Genomic DNA, 18,260 nt, shown 5'->3' with positions numbered 1-18,260 from the left:
AAAAGAAACAGGAATCCCTGTTTCTTTTTTTAATATTTCATTTTCGCGTTTTCTCCAGCTGTAGTCCCGGCAATTCTACCAGTAACGAGAGCAGATGTAATGTTATATCCGCCAGTATAACCGTGGATATCAAGAACTTCGCCGCAGAAATATACGCCGTTCGTGAATTTAGAAGACATTTCTTTCGGGTTAATTTCTTTAACGGATACACCGCCGCCAGTAACGAATGCTTTTTCAATTGACTGCGTACCATGTACATTCACAGTAAACTCTTTAAAGTCTTTCACAAGTGCACGAATCTTCTCGTGAGAAACTTGTCCAGCTTGTTCACTACCGTCAATTTCATTTTTTTCTAATAAGAATAGGAAGTAACGTTCAGGTACATAACCTTTTAAAACGTTTTTAATTCCTTTTTTCGGATCTTCTTTCATTTGTTTCAGCATGCGCTGGAATAGTTGTTCACTATTTTCTTCTGGCAATGCATCGATGCTCATTTGAATCGTATTCGTTTTAAACTTTTTCAGTGCTTTCACGACAAATTGACTACAGCGAAGAGCAGCAGGACCAGATAGGCCGAAATGAGTGAAGAGCATGTCCATTTTGTGAGAAATGATAGCTTTTCCTTTCGGGTTTAATACGCTTAAATTTACATCGCGTAAAGCAAGACCTTGTAAGGAACGATCACGAATAAATGATTCGTTTGAAAGGATCGGTACTTCTGTTGGGAATAATTCTGTAATTGTATGTCCAGCCTTTTCAGCCCAAGCATATCCATCTCCAGTAGAACCAGTTTGAGGAACAGATTTCCCGCCAACAGCGATAACGACGTGATTCGTTTCTAACACTTCGCCAGTTTGCAGTACGACTGCTTTCGTTTGACCGTTCTCATATTCAATCGTTTCAACAGGTGTATTCGTACGGATTTTTACACCTAAGTCTCTTAATCGTGTTAAAAGTGCATCTACTACTGATTGTGCTTTATTTGAGACAGGGAACATGCGACCATGATCCTCTTCTTTCAGTTTTACACCGAGATTTTCGAAGAACGTAATAATATCTTCATTATTGAAAATAGAAAAAGCGCTGTATAAGAAGCGGCCATTTCCTGGTATATGTTTAACAATCTCATCAAGTGGTAGACGGTTCGTTACGTTACAACGGCCACCACCAGAAATCGCAAGTTTACGTCCTAGTTTATTTCCTTTATCAAGAAGTAAGACATTTGCGCCTTCTTCTGCAGCACCGATTGCAGCCATTAGCCCAGAAGGCCCGCCGCCGATGACAATAACATCATAATGCATAATATATCGACCTCATTTTCTACATTTCCTGCCTAAAAGAATAGCATGTTTTCCCTTAAAAGAAAAATAGAGTGAAGTACTGCTTAAGGAGAGAATTGTGGTACAATACAAAAGTTAGAGTTCAGCACTATCCTGCTATTTGTGGGCCATAAGACGAAAACCTTATGATGTAAGAGAAATAAAAAGGGATTTGATAGCCCGTAAATGCTCGAATAGTTCAACTAATTATAGTTTCACTTTATGTAGATGTAGGAGGATTTTTGTATGTCCGATTCGAAATTTCTGCGCGGAACGCTTATTGTTACGTTAGGGACATTTTTAGTAAAGTTCTTAGGCATGATTTACGTCTTTCCGTTTCATGCATTAGTAGGTACAGAAGGCGGAACGCTCTATACATATGGATACATTCCATATACGATCTTTTTAAGTATTGCAACGGCAGGGGTGCCACTTGCTGTTTCAAAATTTGTTTCCAAATATAATGCGCTTGGCGATTATAAAACGAGCCGGAGAATGTTCCGCTCGGGAATGGTTATGATGATAGTAACAGGAGTTCTTTCGTTCCTAGTTCTATATATGTCGGCGCCATTGTTTGCAGAAGCAATGCTTGGTAAACAAAGTATACACAGTAATGTAGAAGAAGTTACGACGATTATTCGTCTTGTAAGTTTTGCACTTATTGTTGTACCAGCAGCGAGTTTAATTCGAGGTTATTTCCAAGGTCACCAATCTATGGGACCGACTACTGTTTCGCAAATTATTGAACAAATTATTCGTATCGTCTTTTTATTAGCGGGTAGTTTTATCGTTATTAAAGTACTTGGCGGTACAGTTGCAACAGCGGTTGGGGTAGCGACATTTGCTGCGTTCGTTTCAGCAGTTGGAGCACTCGGCGTATTAATTTGGTACTGGTTAAAACGTAAAAAACATTTGGATCAATATTTAATTGAACAAACTGTACCAGAATCGACAGTGAGTACTGTTCAATTATTTAAAGAATTATTTGCATATGCGATTCCTTACGTTGTAATTGGGTTAACAATTCCTTTATATCAACAAATTGATACATTGACATTTAACTCAATTATGCAAGCGATTGGCCAAGGTGATATCGCAGAGCGAGCACTTGGTATTTTCACAATGTGGACGCATAAATTAATTATGATTCCTGTATCACTTGCAACAGCGTTTAGTTTAACGCTTGTACCAGCGATTACAAAATCATTTACTGAAAAACAATACCGTTATTTAAAGTTACAAATTACACAAACATTCCAGGCAAATATGTTCTTAACATTGCCAGCAGTTGTTGGTATTTCAACACTTGCATATCCAATTTACACTGCGTTCTATGACTCAGATCCACTAGGTGGACAAGTGCTAATGTGGTATGCACCGGTTGCGTTGTTATTCGCTTTATTTACAGTAACAGCTGCAATTCTGCAAGGGATTAACCAACAAAAACATGCGATTGTCGCGCTTATTATGGGTGTTATTTTGAAATTCGTATGTAACGTAATCTTTATTCGTTATTTCGGTACAGTTGGAGCAATTTTAGCAACAGCAGTTGGATTCTTAGCTTCTGTATGGTATACGAATAGACAAATCAAAAAACATGTACACTATTCATTTGGTGTTGTATATAAGAGAACATTCCAAATTGCAGTATTAACACTTGTAATGGTCATTGCTGTAAAGTTATCACAATGGATTCTGTCCTTCATGATTTCGCCTGATGGCCGAATCGGTGCTCTTATTACAGTTGTGGTTTGTGCAGGTATTGGTGGTCTTGTGTACGGATTGTTAGCAATTCGCACAGGAGTACTTGAACGAGTATTTGGCGGAGAAGCGTTAGAGAAAATCCAACGTAAACTTGGCAATAGATTCAAAATAAAGTTGAAATCAAAAGGGGCGTAATTACGTCCCCTTTTCTATGATAAAAAAAGAAGGTGAAAAGCGTGAGATTAGATAAATTATTAGCAAATATGGGATATGGAAGTAGAAAAGAAGTAAAGAAATTATTGAAAGACGGCGTTGTGAAAATTGATGGAACGCCAGTGAAAGATGCAAAGGTTCATGTAAATGTAGAAGAGCAAGAAGTTATGATTCACGGTGAAGTTGTGGAATATAAAGAGTTTGTTTACTTAATGATGCATAAACCACAAGGCGTTATTTCAGCGACAGAAGATGATAATCATGAAACAGTAATAGATTTATTAGAATTAGAAGATGCAATCTTTGATCCGTTCCCAGTTGGAAGACTTGATATTGATACGGAAGGTTTCTTATTGATAACAAATGACGGGAAGTTATCACATCAATTGTTATCTCCGAAAAAGCACGTGCCGAAAAAATATTATGCACACATTGCAGGAGTCGTAACAGAAGAGGATGTAAAAGAGTTTGCTAAAGGTGTTATTTTAGATGATGGCTATGAAACAAAGCCAGGTGCACTTACAATATTAAAAAGCGATGAGATTTCTGAAATCGAGCTTGTCATTACAGAAGGAAAGTTCCATCAAGTAAAGCGTATGTTTGAAGCGGTAGGGAAAAAAGTAGTCTACCTAAAGAGAACAGAGATGGGACCGTTAGTATTAGATGCAGAGTTAGAACTTGGAGAATACCGAGAGCTATCAGATGAAGAAGTAGAAATGTTAAAAACATATCAAGTAGATACTGAGAAATAGTGCTGTTTTTCGGCGCAGAAAAGACCCCTTTCTAATGAGTTAGAAAGGGGTATGTATTTATTTACATACAATTATTTTTTCATTATGAGGTCATTCTCACTTTCTTTCCTGTTGTTGTCCACTTACCGCGGCAAGGGCTATACACGAGTTCATTAAACTGCAACACATTTAGATCACGTTGTATCGTTCGCGGTGTGATCCCGAACTCATCTACAAGGTCTTTCGTCGTTACCGTTCCGTTTTCATTGATGTACATATAAATTGATTTAATGCGTGTTAGCATACGAGTAGTTGTAGGTTTCAAGAGAAAACCACTCCTCTACTAGTTTTTTTGACCCCATTCAGGAAAGAAGGTCGTTACTACCATTGTACTCTACATGATAAAATTCATGCTTTAATCTACTTAAATTTTACAAAAGTTTAACAAATATTCATATAGAAAAATATTGGTAGTTGACATTGTATATATGGTCAGTCAACTAACACATAAAATTCTACGTAAAACGCCAAATTCCTGCAAATTTTTTTGAAAAAACAAAAGAAAAACTAATGGGAAATATCTGAAATATTACAATTGTTCGGTATTTAAGTTTCGTGTATAGCATAAGAGATTTCGGTTTGTTATGATGAAAGAAACAATATAGTGAAGGATGGATGCGTGATGTCAGCAATTAATTGGACAGAAGAGGTTGCAAAACGAAAAGAAGATTTAATTCGTGATACACAACAATTTTTACAAATTAAAAGTGTATGGGAAGAAGAATCGGCGAAAGAGGGCGCACCATTCGGTGAAGGCGTAGAAAAAGCGTTATCTTTCATGTTACATAAAGGAGAAGCTGAAGGTTTTACTTCTAAAAATTTAGAAGGATATGCAGGTCATCTTGAAATGGGACAAGGAGAAGAGTTAGTAGGTATTCTTTGTCACGTTGACGTTGTACCAGAAGGAGATGGCTGGACGACTCCTGCATATAGTGCAGATATTCGCGACGGAAAGATTTTTGCACGTGGTGCAATTGACGATAAAGGCCCAACGATGGCAGCTTATTATGCGATGAAAATTGTGAAAGAATTAGGTTTACCTCTTTCAAAACGAGTTCGTATGATTTTAGGAACAGATGAGGAAAGTAATTGGAAATGTGTAGATCACTATTTTAAAAACGAAGAAATGCCAACAATCGGTTTTGCGCCAGACGCGGATTTTCCAATTATTAATGCAGAAAAAGGAATTTCTGATATACAAGTTGTGCAAAGTGGTAGTGAAGAGAAGAAAGGTACATATGAACTTGTTTCATTTGAATCAGGTCGCCGTTTAAATATGGTTCCTGATTTTGCAGAAGCAATTATTACAGGAGAAGATGTAAATGCACTTACAGTAGCATATGAAGAGTATTTACAAACTGCTAAAAAAATAGGTGAAGTAATTGTAGAAGGTAATACGGTGACGTTGCAAATTAAAGGGATTTCAGCTCACGGATCTACCCCAGAGAAGGGCGAGAATGCAGGTTTATTACTGGCAAACTTCTTAACGAAAGTCGCTCTTGATGGAAAAGGAGCTTCGTTTGCAACATTTGCAACAGAGACATTTACTGGTGATATTTATGGTGAAAAGGCTACTATCGCCTATAAAGATGAAGTTAGCGGTCCGTTAACAGTGAATGTTGGTCGTCTTTCTTATACGAAAGAGACTGGTGGTAATTTAGGATTAAACGTACGCTACCCAGTTACGACTAACTTTGAAGAGATGATTGCGAAGTTAAAAGAATACGTTGGTACTCATGGATTTGAAGTAGCGGATTATTCAAATTCTCGTCCGCATCACGTTGATAAAGACCACGTATTAATTCGTACGTTGCAGCGCGTATACGAAGAACAAACAGGTGAAAAAGCAGAGCTATTAGCGATTGGCGGCGGTACTTACGCTCGTTCATTGGAAGCTGGCGTTGCGTTTGGTCCGTTGTTCCCTGGAAAAGAAGAGCTTGCGCATCAAAAAGACGAGTACATTGAAATTGAAGACTTATTAAAAGCGACAGCAATTTACGCGCAAGCAATCCATGAATTAGCGAAGTAATAGATATATAAATAATAAGAGGCCGTCCCGATACATATTTTGGGACGGTTTTCTGTTACGTATCGTTTGTTGGTAAGGCGATATTCCTTGTCGAAATGTCGATATAATTTCATATAGTATTGCAATCTTAACTTGGTTAGACTGTTAGGAAAGTTTGATTCTTTTTCATTGAATGAGATACGAAAGAAAAGCAACAATAGAAAGAAGGAGAAGATGTACATGGAGCCGCATTATTTTGTCGCAATCACTTTACCAAATCATATAAAAGAAGTGCTGTCTAACTATAAAGAGGAAATGCAGGAGGAATTACCATTTCGTTCATGGGTACATAAAGAAGACTATCATATTACCCTTTCATTTTTAGGGAGTGCGACAGAGGAACAATTAGAGGGAATAAAGAATGGATTACAAACACTTACAGAAACAAAGGAACTATCGTTCACATTACAAGGATTTTCAACGTTTGGTATGGAAGATAGGCCACGTATTTTTTGGTCGAAGGTAAGTGAGAATCACGATTTGTTCCAGTTACAAAAGCAAGTACACGCTATTTGTGAAGGGAATGAATTTTCTTTAGAAACGCGCCCGTATCATCCACATATTACTGTAGCTCGTAAATGGGTAGGAGAAGGAAAGTTTGATTTAGAACATATAAAGGAAGTGCCTGAAATATCATTTCAAGCGGATACAATTACTTTATACGAATCTCACGTGAAGGAGACACCGAAGTATAAAGCGATTGCTGAAATAAAATTACAAAAATAGAATGTATGAAAACGTTTTTTATACAGGTGAATATACTATAGGGAATAATGTGTTACTGTATAGAGCCTTGCTGATAAGAATAGCCTTATCATTTGCAGCTCGTTTCATTTAACTTTAAGAATGATGGTGATTTTTTTATGTTGAAAGTAAAACGTCCATTTGATGCCTATTTAGATGAAATGAATAAAATTACAATTTTGCTCCCACATGCGTATGGAACAAGTCGGACATTTCGTTTGCAAGAAGGAAGTAACGTGAAAGATTTACCGATTGCTCATACAATTGCGCTTCCGGATGCAACGAAGTATGAGTGCTTTATAGAAGAGCCGCTAGATGTGGGGAAGTATTATACAGTACGAGATGAACGGAATGAAGAAACAGATTTACAAATAGGTGCTGTCATAAGAACAGCGATTTTCGATGAAAAGTATTATTACGAAGGTACCGATTTAGGGGCTGTGTATCAAAAAGAAGCAACGACATTTAAAGTGTGGGCTCCAACTGCGAGGCTTGCGAAAGTAAGGATTTATAAAAGTGATAAAGAATATACCGATCATGAAATGTACAGAGGAGAAAATGGAGTTTGGACTCATACATTACAAGGCGATTTAGCTGGAGCAAAGTATACATTTCTTGTTTGTATTAATTTAATATGGAATGAAGCGGTGGACCCTTACGTAAAGTCAGTGACTGTAAATGGGAAGTACGGCGTTGTTATCGATTTAGAAAAGACAAATGTAACGAAGAAAGTGCAATTACCACCATTACAGGCAATGACAGATGCCATATTGTATGAACTGCATATTCGCGATGCTACTATTCATCGGGGCAGCGGAGTGAGTAAAAAAGGAACATATAAGGGGCTAATGGAAGAAGGAACAACAGGGCGAAATGGGACGTTAACGGGCTTGTCTCATATAAAGGATTTGGGTGTTACACACGTTGAATTATTACCTTTATATTGTTTCGGTGGTGTAGATGAGGCGAATCCTTCCTCTGCATATAATTGGGGTTACAATCCATTATATTACAATGCGCCAACGGGATATTATGCTACAGACCTCTCTGATCCGTATAACAGGATAGTAGAGTGTAAACAGTTGATCGAAACATTTCATGAGCATGGCATTAGGGTGATTGTAGATGTTGTATATAATCATGTGTATGAAAGAGAGCTATCATCATTTGAAAAGCTTGTCCCAGGATATTATTTTCGTCATGGTGAAGATGGCATGCCTTCTAATGGGACGGGAGTCGGGAATGATATAGCATCTGAACGGAAAATGATGAGGAAATTTATTGTAGAGTCTATTTTATATTGGCTTACTGAATACAATGTTGACGGATTCCGATTCGACTTAATGGGAATTTTAGATGTCGATACAATGAATATAATAGAAAAAGAAGTGCGAAACATAAAGCGAGATGCATTGTTATTAGGAGAAGGGTGGGATCTACAAACACCACTTCCTCTAGAGGAAAAAGCAACGTTAAATAATGCAAAGAAAATGCCGTATATTGCGCAGTTTAATGATCAATTTCGTGATGGAATAAAAGGGAGTACCTTTCATATAAATAAACGCGGTTTTGCATTTGGTGGGCATGTAGACTGTAATCATTTGCAGTATATAGCATCAGGAAGCCTTTTGAGTAGGAAAGAAACAGGTTTGTTTTTAGAGCCTGTGCAAAGCATTAACTATGTAGAATGTCATGACAATATGACGATGTGGGATAAACTAATGCGCAGTAATGAAGAGCCAGAAGAGATTTTGAAAAAACGTCACCTTCTAGCGAGCGCAATGGTAATTCTTTCGCAAGGTATTCCTTTCTTGCATGCGGGGCAAGAGTTTTATCGTACGAAGCAAGGAAATGAAAATAGTTATAATGCAAATGATGAAATTAATCAATTAGATTGGGATCAAAAAGAGAACGAGATAGAGACCGTTAACTATATAAAAGGTTTAATTGCGATTCGTAAAGAGCACGGAGCATTCCGATTGCAAAACGCAGACCTTATAAAAAAGCACATGACTTTTTTGCAAACATCTCCAGAAGTACTTGCATATCACCTAGTGCATGCGGAATCGTTTGGACCGTGGAAAGAGATTGTAGTTTTATTTAATAGCGGTTTAGAAGCTAAAACGGTGCAACTTCCGAAAGAAGAAACGTGGCATGTGTTAGTAAACGAAAAGCAAGCAAAAATAGAGCCAATTTCTTCATTTAGAGGAAAGGAACTTAGGCTCGCACCAATTAGCACGTATATATTGACGATAATGTGACAAATCGCTACTTGACGATGAGAATGTAATAAATGTAGAATTGACAAAGGTGACGATTTTGATAAGTTGTCATTCTATGACTGGTTTTGTAAAATAAAATAGAGAGTTTTTGGCTTATGCCAAGTTTTCTTTTCATTTACAGTAAAATATATGAATCCACAACATGTGTAGAAATGTTGCGGTTTTTCTTTTCATAACTATAAAAGATAAGGATTTGTTAACGGGTAATGAATATGGAATGGTTGGAACAATTATTAGGAAAAGAGTGGAGTCTTGTACCGGCTGGTGGAGTAACGGGCGATGCATATATTGCGCAAAACGGACAACAGAAGTTATTTTTAAAGCGGAATACATCGCCCTTTTTAGCGGTATTGTCAGCAGAAGGAATTGTTCCAAAATTACTTTGGACAAGAAGGGTAACGAACGGTGATGTAATTTCTGCTCAAAAATGGCTTCCGGGACAGAAGCTAGAGCCAGAGGATATGAAACTAGAACGTGTTGCAAAACTTTTGAAGAAAATACACTCCTCTAAAGCGCTTGTACAGATGATTCAAAGACTTGGGAAGCAGCCGCTTCACGCACAAGAGTTATTACAACAACTGCAACTTGTTTTAAGAGGAGATATAAGGGATGATGAAGCAATTCAGCAAGGCCTTCAATATTTAATGGATTCATTAAAAGAAATTGAACACAATGAATTCGTTGTATGCCATTGTGATGTAAACCATAACAACTGGCTATTGTCGGATGAAGATGAGCTGTTTTTAATTGATTGGGATGGAGCTGTAATTGCTGACCCAGCTCTAGACCTCGGTATGTTATTATATTGGTACATTCCGCGCCACGAATGGAGCGGGTGGCTCGAATATTATGATATTGAAATGGATGAATCGCTGCTTAGGCGTATGAGGTGGTATGTAATAGCGCAAACGATTTTGTCTATTCAATGGCACACAACAAAAAAGCAGCAAGCAGAAACTGAATATTGGCATCAATATTTACAGCAACTACTTGCTTCGGAGTAATACTTAAGAAAAATTGTCCATTCCAGCAATCCACTGAGTAAGTTGTTCTTGATTATTGGAAATGTGGTTGTCCAAATTAGAGGAAGATTTACCCGATTGACTATAAGAATATACATCGTTTAGCATTGCTTTAGCGTCACTACTTATACTATCGTTTGCGAGTAACGATTGAATGAGACGCTCTAATTGCTCGCATTCAGAAACTGTCCCGCAACAATCACTTTGGTGATTGACTAAAATATCTTTCAGCACTTCTAATTGATGTTGTTGATTAATTGGCATGAACGGATCATCCTTTCGATTGTTTTTCTCTCCCTAGAAATGTAAGAGAAAAAGCTGTTTCGTCATGGAATGTTTAATGCTGTATGTAGTTTTTATCAAAATGGTACATCTTATACTTGAAAGAAACGGACCGAGTGCTCGTACGTACTTGGTTTTTTGTTTGGTAGATTGATTAAAACAGAAAGAAGGAATTATTCCTTTAAAATAGCTATGTAAAGAGAGGGAAACATCTATGCGTTTAAGACATAAACCATATGCAATGGATCGAATTAATGAGTATTCACATATCGTAATCGGAAACCCAGAGGAGCGCGCTGGTAATTGGAAAGAAGTATTTGGAAATGAACAACCAATTCATATTGAAGTAGGTACAGGTCGTGGCCGCTTTATGTATGATATGGCAAAAGCAAATCCGCATATTAATTATATTGGAATTGAAAAATTCACAAGTGTTGTTGTAGATGCACTTGATAAATTAATTGAAGAAGAAGTACCGAACTTAAAGTTAATTAATAAAGATGCTGAAGATTTAACAGTTTTCTTTGCAAAAGGTGAGATTGATCGCGTTTATTTAAACTTCTCAGATCCATGGCCAAAGAAACGTCATACGAAGCGTCGTTTAACGTATAAAACATTTTTACGCAATTATGAAGAAGTGTTAGTAGAAGGCGGAGAAATTCATTTCAAAACTGATAACCAAGGTTTATTTGAATACTCTCTAATGAGTATGGCTGAGTATGGTATGTTATTAACTTACCTTAGCCTAGATCTTCATAATAGTGATTATGAAGGTAATATCATGACTGAATACGAAGAGAAATTCTCTAGTAAAGGTCATCGTATTTACCGAGTGGAAGCGAAATATCGTACAGAGCCTATGCAGTAATGCATAGGTTTTTTGTAGCTAAAACAATCAGAATTTTATGTTAATATTAATTTAAAAGGGGGATGCGTAATGGAACAGTTACAAGTTGGAGATATAAAAGTGACGTGGCTAAAAGGTGGGAACACACATTTAGACGGGGGAGCGATGTTTGGAGTTGTGCCGAAAGTACTTTGGTCACGTAAGTATAAACATAACGATACAAATCATATTTATTTACGAACAGATCCGTTACTTTTGCAAACGAAAGACGGGAATATGCTCATTGATTCTGGAATAGGAAACGGTAAATTGGATGAGAAGATGAAGCGAAATCAAGGTGTAACAGAAGAATCATCGGTTTATGAATCATTAGAAAAATTAGGATTAAAGCCTGAAGATATCCACTACGTTTTAATGACGCACCTTCATTTTGATCATGCATCTGGTTTAACAAAACGGAAAGATGATGGCCTTGTACCAGCTTTTCCGAATGCGAAAATTTACGTAAGCGAAACAGAATGGAATGAAATGAGGAACCCAAATATTAGATCACGTAATACATATTGGAAGGAAAATTGGGAGCCAATTGTAGATCAAGTTATTACGTTTGAGCAAGAAATAGAAATTACAGATGAAATAAAAATGGCGCATACAGGCGGTCATAGTGATGGACATGCAGTTATTGCTTTAGAAAGCAAAGGTGAAACGATGCTTCATTTAGCAGACCTATTGCCGACACACGCCCATCAAAATGTACTATGGGTAATGGCATACGATGATTATCCAATGACATCGATTGAAAATAAGCAAAAGTGGATGAAGTACGGCGCTGAAAACGATGCTTGGTTTACGTTTTATCATGACGCATATTACCGTGCCGTAAAGTGGAATGAGGAAGGGCATATCGTAGAAAAAATAGAGCGGAAAACGAGTATAGAAGCATAAACAGAGGAGGTTGTTCCAGAAGTCTGTTGGGGCAACCTTTTTATTATTGGCTTTTTTGGTCGGTAAATCGATATATTTCAAAAAACGCCGATATAAACTGAGTTGCACCGATATAATTTCAATTACTATCCATAATTAAAAAATAAGAGGTTCACCTAATGGGAACCCTCCTTTTTATGCTGCTATAACCTCTAAAACAGTACCTGTTTTAGCATCAACTAAAAATTCAAATCGTTCTTGTATATCATCTAACATCGTTGTAAGACCGCCGCGATAAACTTCATATGCGACATCATATTTTTCAAATGTCTCTGGAACCATATGTACCCAAGAGCCAGTAATTTCACCTTTATGACTTAATGCTTGTTTCACCATTTTCAATGCTTTTTCTGAAGAAATATGGGATTGTTCTTGGACTTTGTTTGCAACAAGATAACCAGCTGCAAATCCAACGCCAAGACCTGCTACTAAACCTTTCCAGCTCATATATTCACCTCAATTCTATAAAATAAAAATAGTGTACCAATAATAATTATAAAGCAAATACAGCTAAAAAAGAAGAAACTAGAAACATTTCGAAAATTTCGTTACAATAAAAGAGGTATTCTACTAAGGTTTGAAAGAAGGGGACTTCGTGAATAAAGAGACATTACAATTATTTCGTACGTTAACAGAATTACAAGGTGCATCAGGTTTCGAACATGATGTACGCCGTTTTATGAAGCAAGAATTAAGCAAATATGCGGATGAAATTGTGCAAGACGGTTTAGGTAGCGTATTTGGTCTGAAAAAAGGGGACGAAACTGGCCCACGTGTTCTTGTAGCAGGTCATATGGATGAAGTAGGTTTCATGGTTACGCAAATTACGAAAAACGGGATGCTTCGTTTTCAAACGTTAGGCGGCTGGTGGAGCCAAGTTCTATTAGCACAACGTGTACAAGTTATGACGAAGAATGGTCCTGTTATTGGGGTTGTTGGTTCTATTCCTCCTCATTTATTAAGTGACGCGCAACGTGCAAAACCGATGGATATAAAAAATATGTTAATTGATATAGGTGCAGATAGCTATGAAGATGCGATTGAGATTGGTGTAAAACCAGGACAACAAATCGTGCCAATCTGCCCGTTTACGCCGATGGCAAACGAAAAGAAAATTATGGCGAAAGCTTGGGACAACCGTTACGGATGTGGCCTTGCAATCGAATTACTAAAAGAATTAAAAGACGAAACATTACCAAACACATTATACTCTGGCGCGACTGTACAAGAAGAAGTTGGTCTTCGCGGTGCGCAAACAGCTGCAAATATGATTCAACCAGACATTTTCTATGCGCTTGATGCAAGCCCAGCGAACGATGCATCTGGTGATAAAACGCAGTTCGGTCAATTAGGAAAAGGTGCTCTTCTTCGTATTTACGATCGTACGATGGTAACACATAGAGGAATGCGCGAATTTATTTTAGATACAGCAGAAACACACAACATTCCGTACCAATACTTTATTTCACAAGGGGGTACAGATGCGGGCCGTGTACATACAAGTAACTCAGGTATCCCATCAGCAGTAATTGGTGTTTGCGCGCGCTACATTCATACACATGCTTCTATTTTACATGTTGATGACTATGCAGCAGCGAAAGAGTTAATTACGAAGCTTGTAAGAGCAACGGATAAAACGACGCTAGAGACAATTAAGAATAACGCGTAGATAAGAAGGGCTGAAGAGCCTTTCTTTTTTTGGCTTGAATAGATGCCCCATCCATGTGTGGGGGCGGACAGTGCTTAATTGGTGCTCGAATGGTGTATTAAGACATTAGGTAGGAAGTCTGTTTTGTGTTCGAGGTCGGCAATGGTGAGGGAATCCATCTTCTTTTTTAGGGTGAATAGATGCCCCGGTGATGTATGGTAGTGATTGATGTTTAATTTAAGTAGGGCGAAATGATGAATTTTTATAGAGGTGAACGAAATGAAAGTAGTAGTTGGATCGAAGAATAAAACGAAAGTTGGAGCTGTGGAGAAGGTTTGGAATGATGCTACAATTACATCTCTTTCTGTTCCTTCAGGAGTAGCGAACCAGCCATTTTCAGATGAAGAGACGATGCAAGGAGCGGTTAATAGAGCGAAGCGAGCGCTGCAAGAAGGAGAAGCTCAAATTGGTATTGGGCTAGAAGGCGGCGTAATGAAAACGGAGCACGGTTTATTTATGTGTAACTGGGGCGCGCTAGCAACAAGTGACGGTAAAACATTCGTTGCCGGTGGGGCGCGTATTAAGTTACCGGATGATTTTTTAGCACCTCTTGAAGATGGCAAAGAGTTAAGTGAGGTGATGGAAGAGTTTGTGCAGAGAAAAGATATTCGTAGTCACGAAGGTGCAATCGGTATTTTTACAGATGATTATGTCGACCGTACGGAATTATTTGTACACGTTGTTAAGTTACTTGTTGGGCAATATAAGTATGACGAAAAGCAAGCATAAACCTTGCACCGTGCGCGATGTATGGTAGTATAAAAGAAAGATTATAACATGAAAAAATGCACTCGTTAGAGGAGGAAATATAGATGAAATCATTAGAAAGCATGGAGCAATTCCAACAATTAAAAAATGAAGAGAATGTAGTCTTTATGTTCTCAGCAGAATGGTGCCCTGACTGCCGTTTTGTAGATCCATTTATGCCAGAAGTAGAAGAGAAATATAGTGATTTCTCATTTTACTATGTAGATCGTGATGAATTTATTGATCTATGCGTAAAATTAGACGTATTTGGCATTCCGAGCTTTGTAGCGTACAATAAAGGTGAAGAAACAGGTCGCTATGTAAACAAAGACCGTAAAACACAAGAACAAATCGAAGAGTTCATTGAAGGTTTAAAATAAGGCAATTTGCCAATTGAATTGTAAAACAACCTCTACCTTCGCGGGGGAGGTTATTTTTTTGGAAGGGAGGAAAAAGAGATGAAGATGACAAGTAAAAAGATGAAAGATGAGTTAATGAAGAAATTATCTCGCCCAGAATGGGACTTTCAGTATGATAGCGAGAAAGAAGTTCTACGTATAGAACAGAAAGACTCGAAAAAAGGTATTAACGTATCGCTTCCAGGAGTTGTGGCAAAATGGGAAGTGAATAAAGAAAAAGCAATTGAAGAGGTTGCTTATTACGTACAAGAAGCGTTAATTGCGATGCATAAAGAAGAAAATAGCGCGGCGAAAATTTTACCTGTTATTCGCTCTACTTCTTTCCCGAAACAAGCAGAAGAAGGAAATCCGTTTATTATGACGGATCATACGGCGGAAACACGTATTTACTACGCGTTAGATTCGAATAAAACGTATCGATTAATTGATGAACGTCTATTACAAAAATTAGAACTGACAGAGCAACAAGTGCGTGAAATGGCATTATTCAACGCTCGCTCATTAGGTTATGAATTTAAACAAGACACAGTAGCAGGGAATACATTCTACTTCTTAAACACAAATGATGGGTATGATGCGACTCGTATTTTAAACGAATCATTACTACAATCGATGCGTGAAAAGATTTCTGGTGATATGGTTGTTGCTGTTCCTCACCAAGATGTATTAATTATTGCTGATATCGTCAACGAAATCGGTTATGATATTATTGCACAAATGACAATGAAATTTTTTGCCGAAGGGCATGTTCCGATTACATCACTTTCATTCGTATATGAAGATGGGGACTTTGAACCAATCTTTATTTTAGCGAAAAATCGGAAGAAGACAGATGGAAAAGAGAAAGGATGAACGAAGTGAACGTTTTTTACAACCTTGAAGGAATTGGTGACACTCTAATTGTTGCCTTACAAGATATTACTTTAGAGAACCGTACTTTTGATCGCAAAGGAGATGTTGCACGCGTATACGATCGTGAAAGCAACATGGCAGCAGGATTCAACATCTTTAATGCATCTTCTTACTTAGAAGTAAAAGAAACAGGTAACTTAACATTAACGAAAGAACTTGTAGAACAAATCAACGGAATTTTAGCGAAGAACGGCTTTGAAGAAACAGTAGAAGCAGATCTTTCTCCGAAATTTGTTGTAGGCTATGTAGCTGAAAAAGAGAAGCATCCAAATGCTGATAAGTTAAACATTTGTAAAGTAGAAATCGGTACAGAAACATTACAAATCGTATGTGGCGCACCGAACGTTGATGCAGGACAAAAAGTTGTCGTTGCAAAAATCGGCGCTGTAATGCCAAGCGGTATGTTAATTAAACCAGCTGAACTTCGCGGTGTTCCTTCTTCTGGAATGATTTGCTCAGCACGTGAATTAGAGCTTCCAGATGCTCCACAAGAAAAAGGTATTCTTGTATTAGAAGATAGCTTTGAAGCTGGACAAGAGTTCAAATTTTAATTGATGTAAAAAAGAGAGGTTGTCCTTTTGGACAGCCTCTCTTTTCTATTGAATCGATGATATATTGCGAGTTGTGATAGATATATGTAGAAAATCGTCCATATTCATAAGGATGTCACCTTTTTTCATAAAATCTATATTGTATTTTATGAACAAACTAGTTAAAATTTAGAAAAATAGAAGGGGATAGACGTATGAAACAACAACTAAAAATCGCAGAACTTCTGAAACGAATTGAAACTTCAAAACAACAAGATATCGAGTTAGGTTCCTATGAAATATATTTGTTTAGTGAAAATGAATTAGAAAAAGGACAAATCGGTTATCGATATGATAAACATAAAAATTCATTAATAAGTGAAGAACATGGAAAATGGAAAGAGGAATGGATTGTTATCGGTTATGAAACAGATATGGGGGATCCGGTTTTCGTAAATGTGGCTGATGGTGCTTACCTAGTTTATACTGCAGAGCGTGGTACAGAGACGTGGCAACCTGTTCACATTGGAAATATGGATGAGATTATAAAACAATTATAAGAAAAACTTTGAGACCGGTGCAAAGTGATGGGAGAAAAATATGAAGTATATAAAAATAATGAGCATGATTGCATTTATTGGCATATATATGGGCGGTTGTTCGCAAGAAGAGCCGAAACAAGAAGTAAAATCTTCTATGCAGGAAGCAAACAAAGATAACAAGGAAGACTCACCGGTAGAAAAGCAGCAAGAAGAACAAGAAAAGAAAGAAGAACCGCAAGCAGTTCAAACAACTGAGCAAGTGGAGCATAAGCAGGAGGAAGTGCCGGCCGATGAAAAGAAAGAGGAAGCTACGCCAGTGCAGCCAACTGAGCAACCGCTGCAAAATAATGAACAAAAAGTAGAGAGTAATGAAAAGCAAGGAAAGTTTCTTGTCGTTATTGATCCGGGGCATCAACAAAAAGCGAATTTAAATTTAGAGCCGATTGGGCCAGGAGCAGCGACGCAAAAATATAAAGTGACAGATGGTACAACGGGTGTTGTGACGAAAAAAAGAGAGGCTGTTCTCGTATTAGAAATGGCTTTCGTATTAAAAGAAAAGTTAGAAGCAAAGGGAATACAAGTATTAATGACGAGAACGTCACAAGATGTGGATATAAGTAATAAAGAACGCGCGACATTTGCAAATGATCATAAGGCAAACTTGTTTTTACGTCTTCATGCAGATGGTTCTGAAAATCCGAATCAAAGTGGATTTGCTGTATTAACGCCGGCAGAAGGTAGTCCGTACACGAAAGAGATTTATGCTGAAAGTCTTCAAATCTCTCAAACGATTGTAAATAAAATGAGAGAAAATCAGCAAGTGAAAGTGAATGGAATTAAATTCAGGGATGATCTGTCTGGATTTAATTGGTCCAAAGTACCTGGTGTACTATTAGAACTTGGGTTTATGTCAAATCCTGAAGAAGATAAAAAATTATCTGACTCGCAGTATGTAAATTCTTTATTGCAAAGTGTAACGGATAGTGTAGAGGAATATCGGAAGAGTAAAGCTTAAACGCAGTCTTATATGTAAGGGTGCGTTTTTCTATATGAAAATACTCGTAAATTAGAATGTTATGGATAAATATGACATGCTTAATTTTACCTGCACTTTTCGCCGAATGCTGATACAATAAAGGATGTTAC

Annotated in this window: 19 protein-coding genes; 15 read left to right on the top strand and 4 right to left on the bottom strand. The window is 37.4% G+C overall.

The annotated features are described in order from the left end of the window. Window positions 1-29: 29 nt before the first annotated feature. Window positions 30-1,301 carry a BaiN/RdsA family NAD(P)/FAD-dependent oxidoreductase gene (locus MR115_RS10035; protein ID WP_242241046.1) on the bottom strand — a complete coding sequence of 424 codons (1,272 nt, stop codon included), beginning with the start codon at window positions 1,299-1,301 and terminating at the stop codon, window positions 30-32. 264 nt (window positions 1,302-1,565) lie between these two features. Here MR115_RS10035 and MR115_RS10030 point away from each other — a divergent pair, with 264 nt between their 5' ends. Both MR115_RS10030 and MR115_RS10025 read left to right on the top strand, forming a co-directional pair. Further along, entirely contained in the window at window positions 1,566-3,218 is a 1,653-nt protein-coding gene (locus tag MR115_RS10030; RefSeq protein ID WP_242241045.1) for a putative polysaccharide biosynthesis protein, read from the top strand. A 41-nt stretch (window positions 3,219-3,259) separates the two neighbouring features. After that, entirely contained in the window at window positions 3,260-3,988 is a 729-nt protein-coding gene (locus tag MR115_RS10025; RefSeq protein ID WP_001234945.1) for a pseudouridine synthase, read from the top strand. A gap of 82 nt (window positions 3,989-4,070) precedes the next feature. On the opposite strand, the gene MR115_RS10020 is transcribed toward MR115_RS10025, so the two are convergent. After that, a complete protein-coding gene (locus MR115_RS10020) occupies window positions 4,071-4,292 on the bottom strand; it encodes a DeoR family transcriptional regulator (protein ID WP_000805512.1) in 222 nt (73 codons plus the stop codon). Between the two features lie 357 nt (window positions 4,293-4,649). Between MR115_RS10020 and pepV the strand changes: the two genes are divergently transcribed. The 4 genes from pepV (at window position 4,650) to MR115_RS10000 (ending at window position 10,125) form a co-directional block, all read left to right on the top strand. Further along, entirely contained in the window at window positions 4,650-6,056 is a 1,407-nt protein-coding gene (gene pepV / locus MR115_RS10015) for a dipeptidase PepV (protein ID WP_097819365.1), read from the top strand. Window positions 6,057-6,275: 219 nt separating this feature from the next. Then, window positions 6,276-6,821: an RNA 2',3'-cyclic phosphodiesterase gene (gene thpR, locus MR115_RS10010; RefSeq protein WP_097819364.1), complete on the top strand. Its 546-nt coding sequence runs from the start codon at window positions 6,276-6,278 to the stop codon at window positions 6,819-6,821. A 137-nt stretch (window positions 6,822-6,958) separates the two neighbouring features. Further along, a complete protein-coding gene (gene pulA, locus MR115_RS10005) occupies window positions 6,959-9,100 on the top strand; it encodes a type I pullulanase (protein WP_097819363.1) in 2,142 nt (713 codons plus the stop codon). Window positions 9,101-9,327: 227 nt separating this feature from the next. Then, window positions 9,328-10,125 carry a phosphotransferase family protein gene (locus tag MR115_RS10000; RefSeq protein WP_097819362.1) on the top strand — a complete coding sequence of 266 codons (798 nt, stop codon included), beginning with the start codon at window positions 9,328-9,330 and terminating at the stop codon, window positions 10,123-10,125. 3 nt (window positions 10,126-10,128) lie between these two features. Here MR115_RS10000 and MR115_RS09995 read toward each other — a convergent pair whose 3' ends face one another. Then, window positions 10,129-10,407 carry a YtzH-like family protein gene (locus tag MR115_RS09995; RefSeq protein ID WP_001122236.1) on the bottom strand — a complete coding sequence of 93 codons (279 nt, stop codon included), beginning with the start codon at window positions 10,405-10,407 and terminating at the stop codon, window positions 10,129-10,131. A 232-nt stretch (window positions 10,408-10,639) separates the two neighbouring features. Between MR115_RS09995 and trmB the strand changes: the two genes are divergently transcribed. After that, complete coding sequence (gene trmB / locus MR115_RS09990; protein ID WP_063262108.1) at window positions 10,640-11,293, top strand: tRNA (guanosine(46)-N7)-methyltransferase TrmB; 654 nt, start codon at window positions 10,640-10,642, stop codon at window positions 11,291-11,293. A 69-nt stretch (window positions 11,294-11,362) separates the two neighbouring features. Continuing rightward, window positions 11,363-12,217, top strand: a complete 855-nt coding sequence (locus MR115_RS09985) for a YtnP family quorum-quenching lactonase (protein ID WP_097819361.1) — start codon at window positions 11,363-11,365, stop codon at window positions 12,215-12,217. A gap of 174 nt (window positions 12,218-12,391) precedes the next feature. On the opposite strand, the gene MR115_RS09980 is transcribed toward MR115_RS09985, so the two are convergent. Next, window positions 12,392-12,703, bottom strand: a complete 312-nt coding sequence (locus tag MR115_RS09980) for a PepSY domain-containing protein (protein ID WP_000118541.1) — start codon at window positions 12,701-12,703, stop codon at window positions 12,392-12,394. A 148-nt stretch (window positions 12,704-12,851) separates the two neighbouring features. On the opposite strand from MR115_RS09980, the gene MR115_RS09975 reads away from it, so the two are divergent. The 7 genes from MR115_RS09975 to MR115_RS09945 all read left to right on the top strand — a co-directional run bounded on the left by MR115_RS09975 (window position 12,852) and on the right by MR115_RS09945 (window position 18,129). After that, window positions 12,852-13,925 carry a M42 family metallopeptidase gene (locus tag MR115_RS09975; protein WP_001031515.1) on the top strand — a complete coding sequence of 358 codons (1,074 nt, stop codon included), beginning with the start codon at window positions 12,852-12,854 and terminating at the stop codon, window positions 13,923-13,925. A 258-nt stretch (window positions 13,926-14,183) separates the two neighbouring features. Next, window positions 14,184-14,693 (top strand): DUF84 family protein, encoded by a 510-nt coding sequence (locus tag MR115_RS09970; RefSeq protein WP_063262105.1) that lies wholly within the window; start codon window positions 14,184-14,186, stop codon window positions 14,691-14,693. A gap of 83 nt (window positions 14,694-14,776) precedes the next feature. Next, window positions 14,777-15,091, top strand: coding sequence for a thioredoxin family protein (locus MR115_RS09965; RefSeq protein WP_000838193.1), 315 nt, complete (start codon window positions 14,777-14,779; stop codon window positions 15,089-15,091). Between the two features lie 78 nt (window positions 15,092-15,169). Next, complete coding sequence (locus tag MR115_RS09960) at window positions 15,170-15,982, top strand: DUF1444 domain-containing protein (protein WP_000784600.1); 813 nt, start codon at window positions 15,170-15,172, stop codon at window positions 15,980-15,982. After that, the gene (gene ytpR, locus MR115_RS09955; protein WP_242241044.1) at window positions 15,979-16,593 is read left to right on the top strand and encodes a YtpR family tRNA-binding protein; all 615 of its coding nucleotides are present in this window, start codon (window positions 15,979-15,981) and stop codon (window positions 16,591-16,593) included. Before MR115_RS09960 ends, ytpR begins: the two co-directional genes overlap by 4 nt. Window positions 16,594-16,787: 194 nt before the next feature. Next, on the top strand, window positions 16,788-17,132 hold the full coding sequence (locus MR115_RS09950; RefSeq protein ID WP_063262104.1) for a hypothetical protein: 345 nt from the start codon (window positions 16,788-16,790) through the stop codon (window positions 17,130-17,132). A gap of 40 nt (window positions 17,133-17,172) precedes the next feature. Further along, window positions 17,173-18,129: an N-acetylmuramoyl-L-alanine amidase gene (locus MR115_RS09945; protein ID WP_242241043.1), complete on the top strand. Its 957-nt coding sequence runs from the start codon at window positions 17,173-17,175 to the stop codon at window positions 18,127-18,129. Window positions 18,130-18,260 lie beyond the last annotated feature (131 nt).

Source organism: Bacillus cereus group sp. BfR-BA-01309, assembly GCF_022664315.1.
In the GTDB taxonomy this organism is placed as follows: Bacteria; Bacillota; Bacilli; order Bacillales; family Bacillaceae_G; genus Bacillus_A; species Bacillus_A mobilis.
This window is presented reverse-complemented; position numbering and strand designations above follow the sequence as displayed.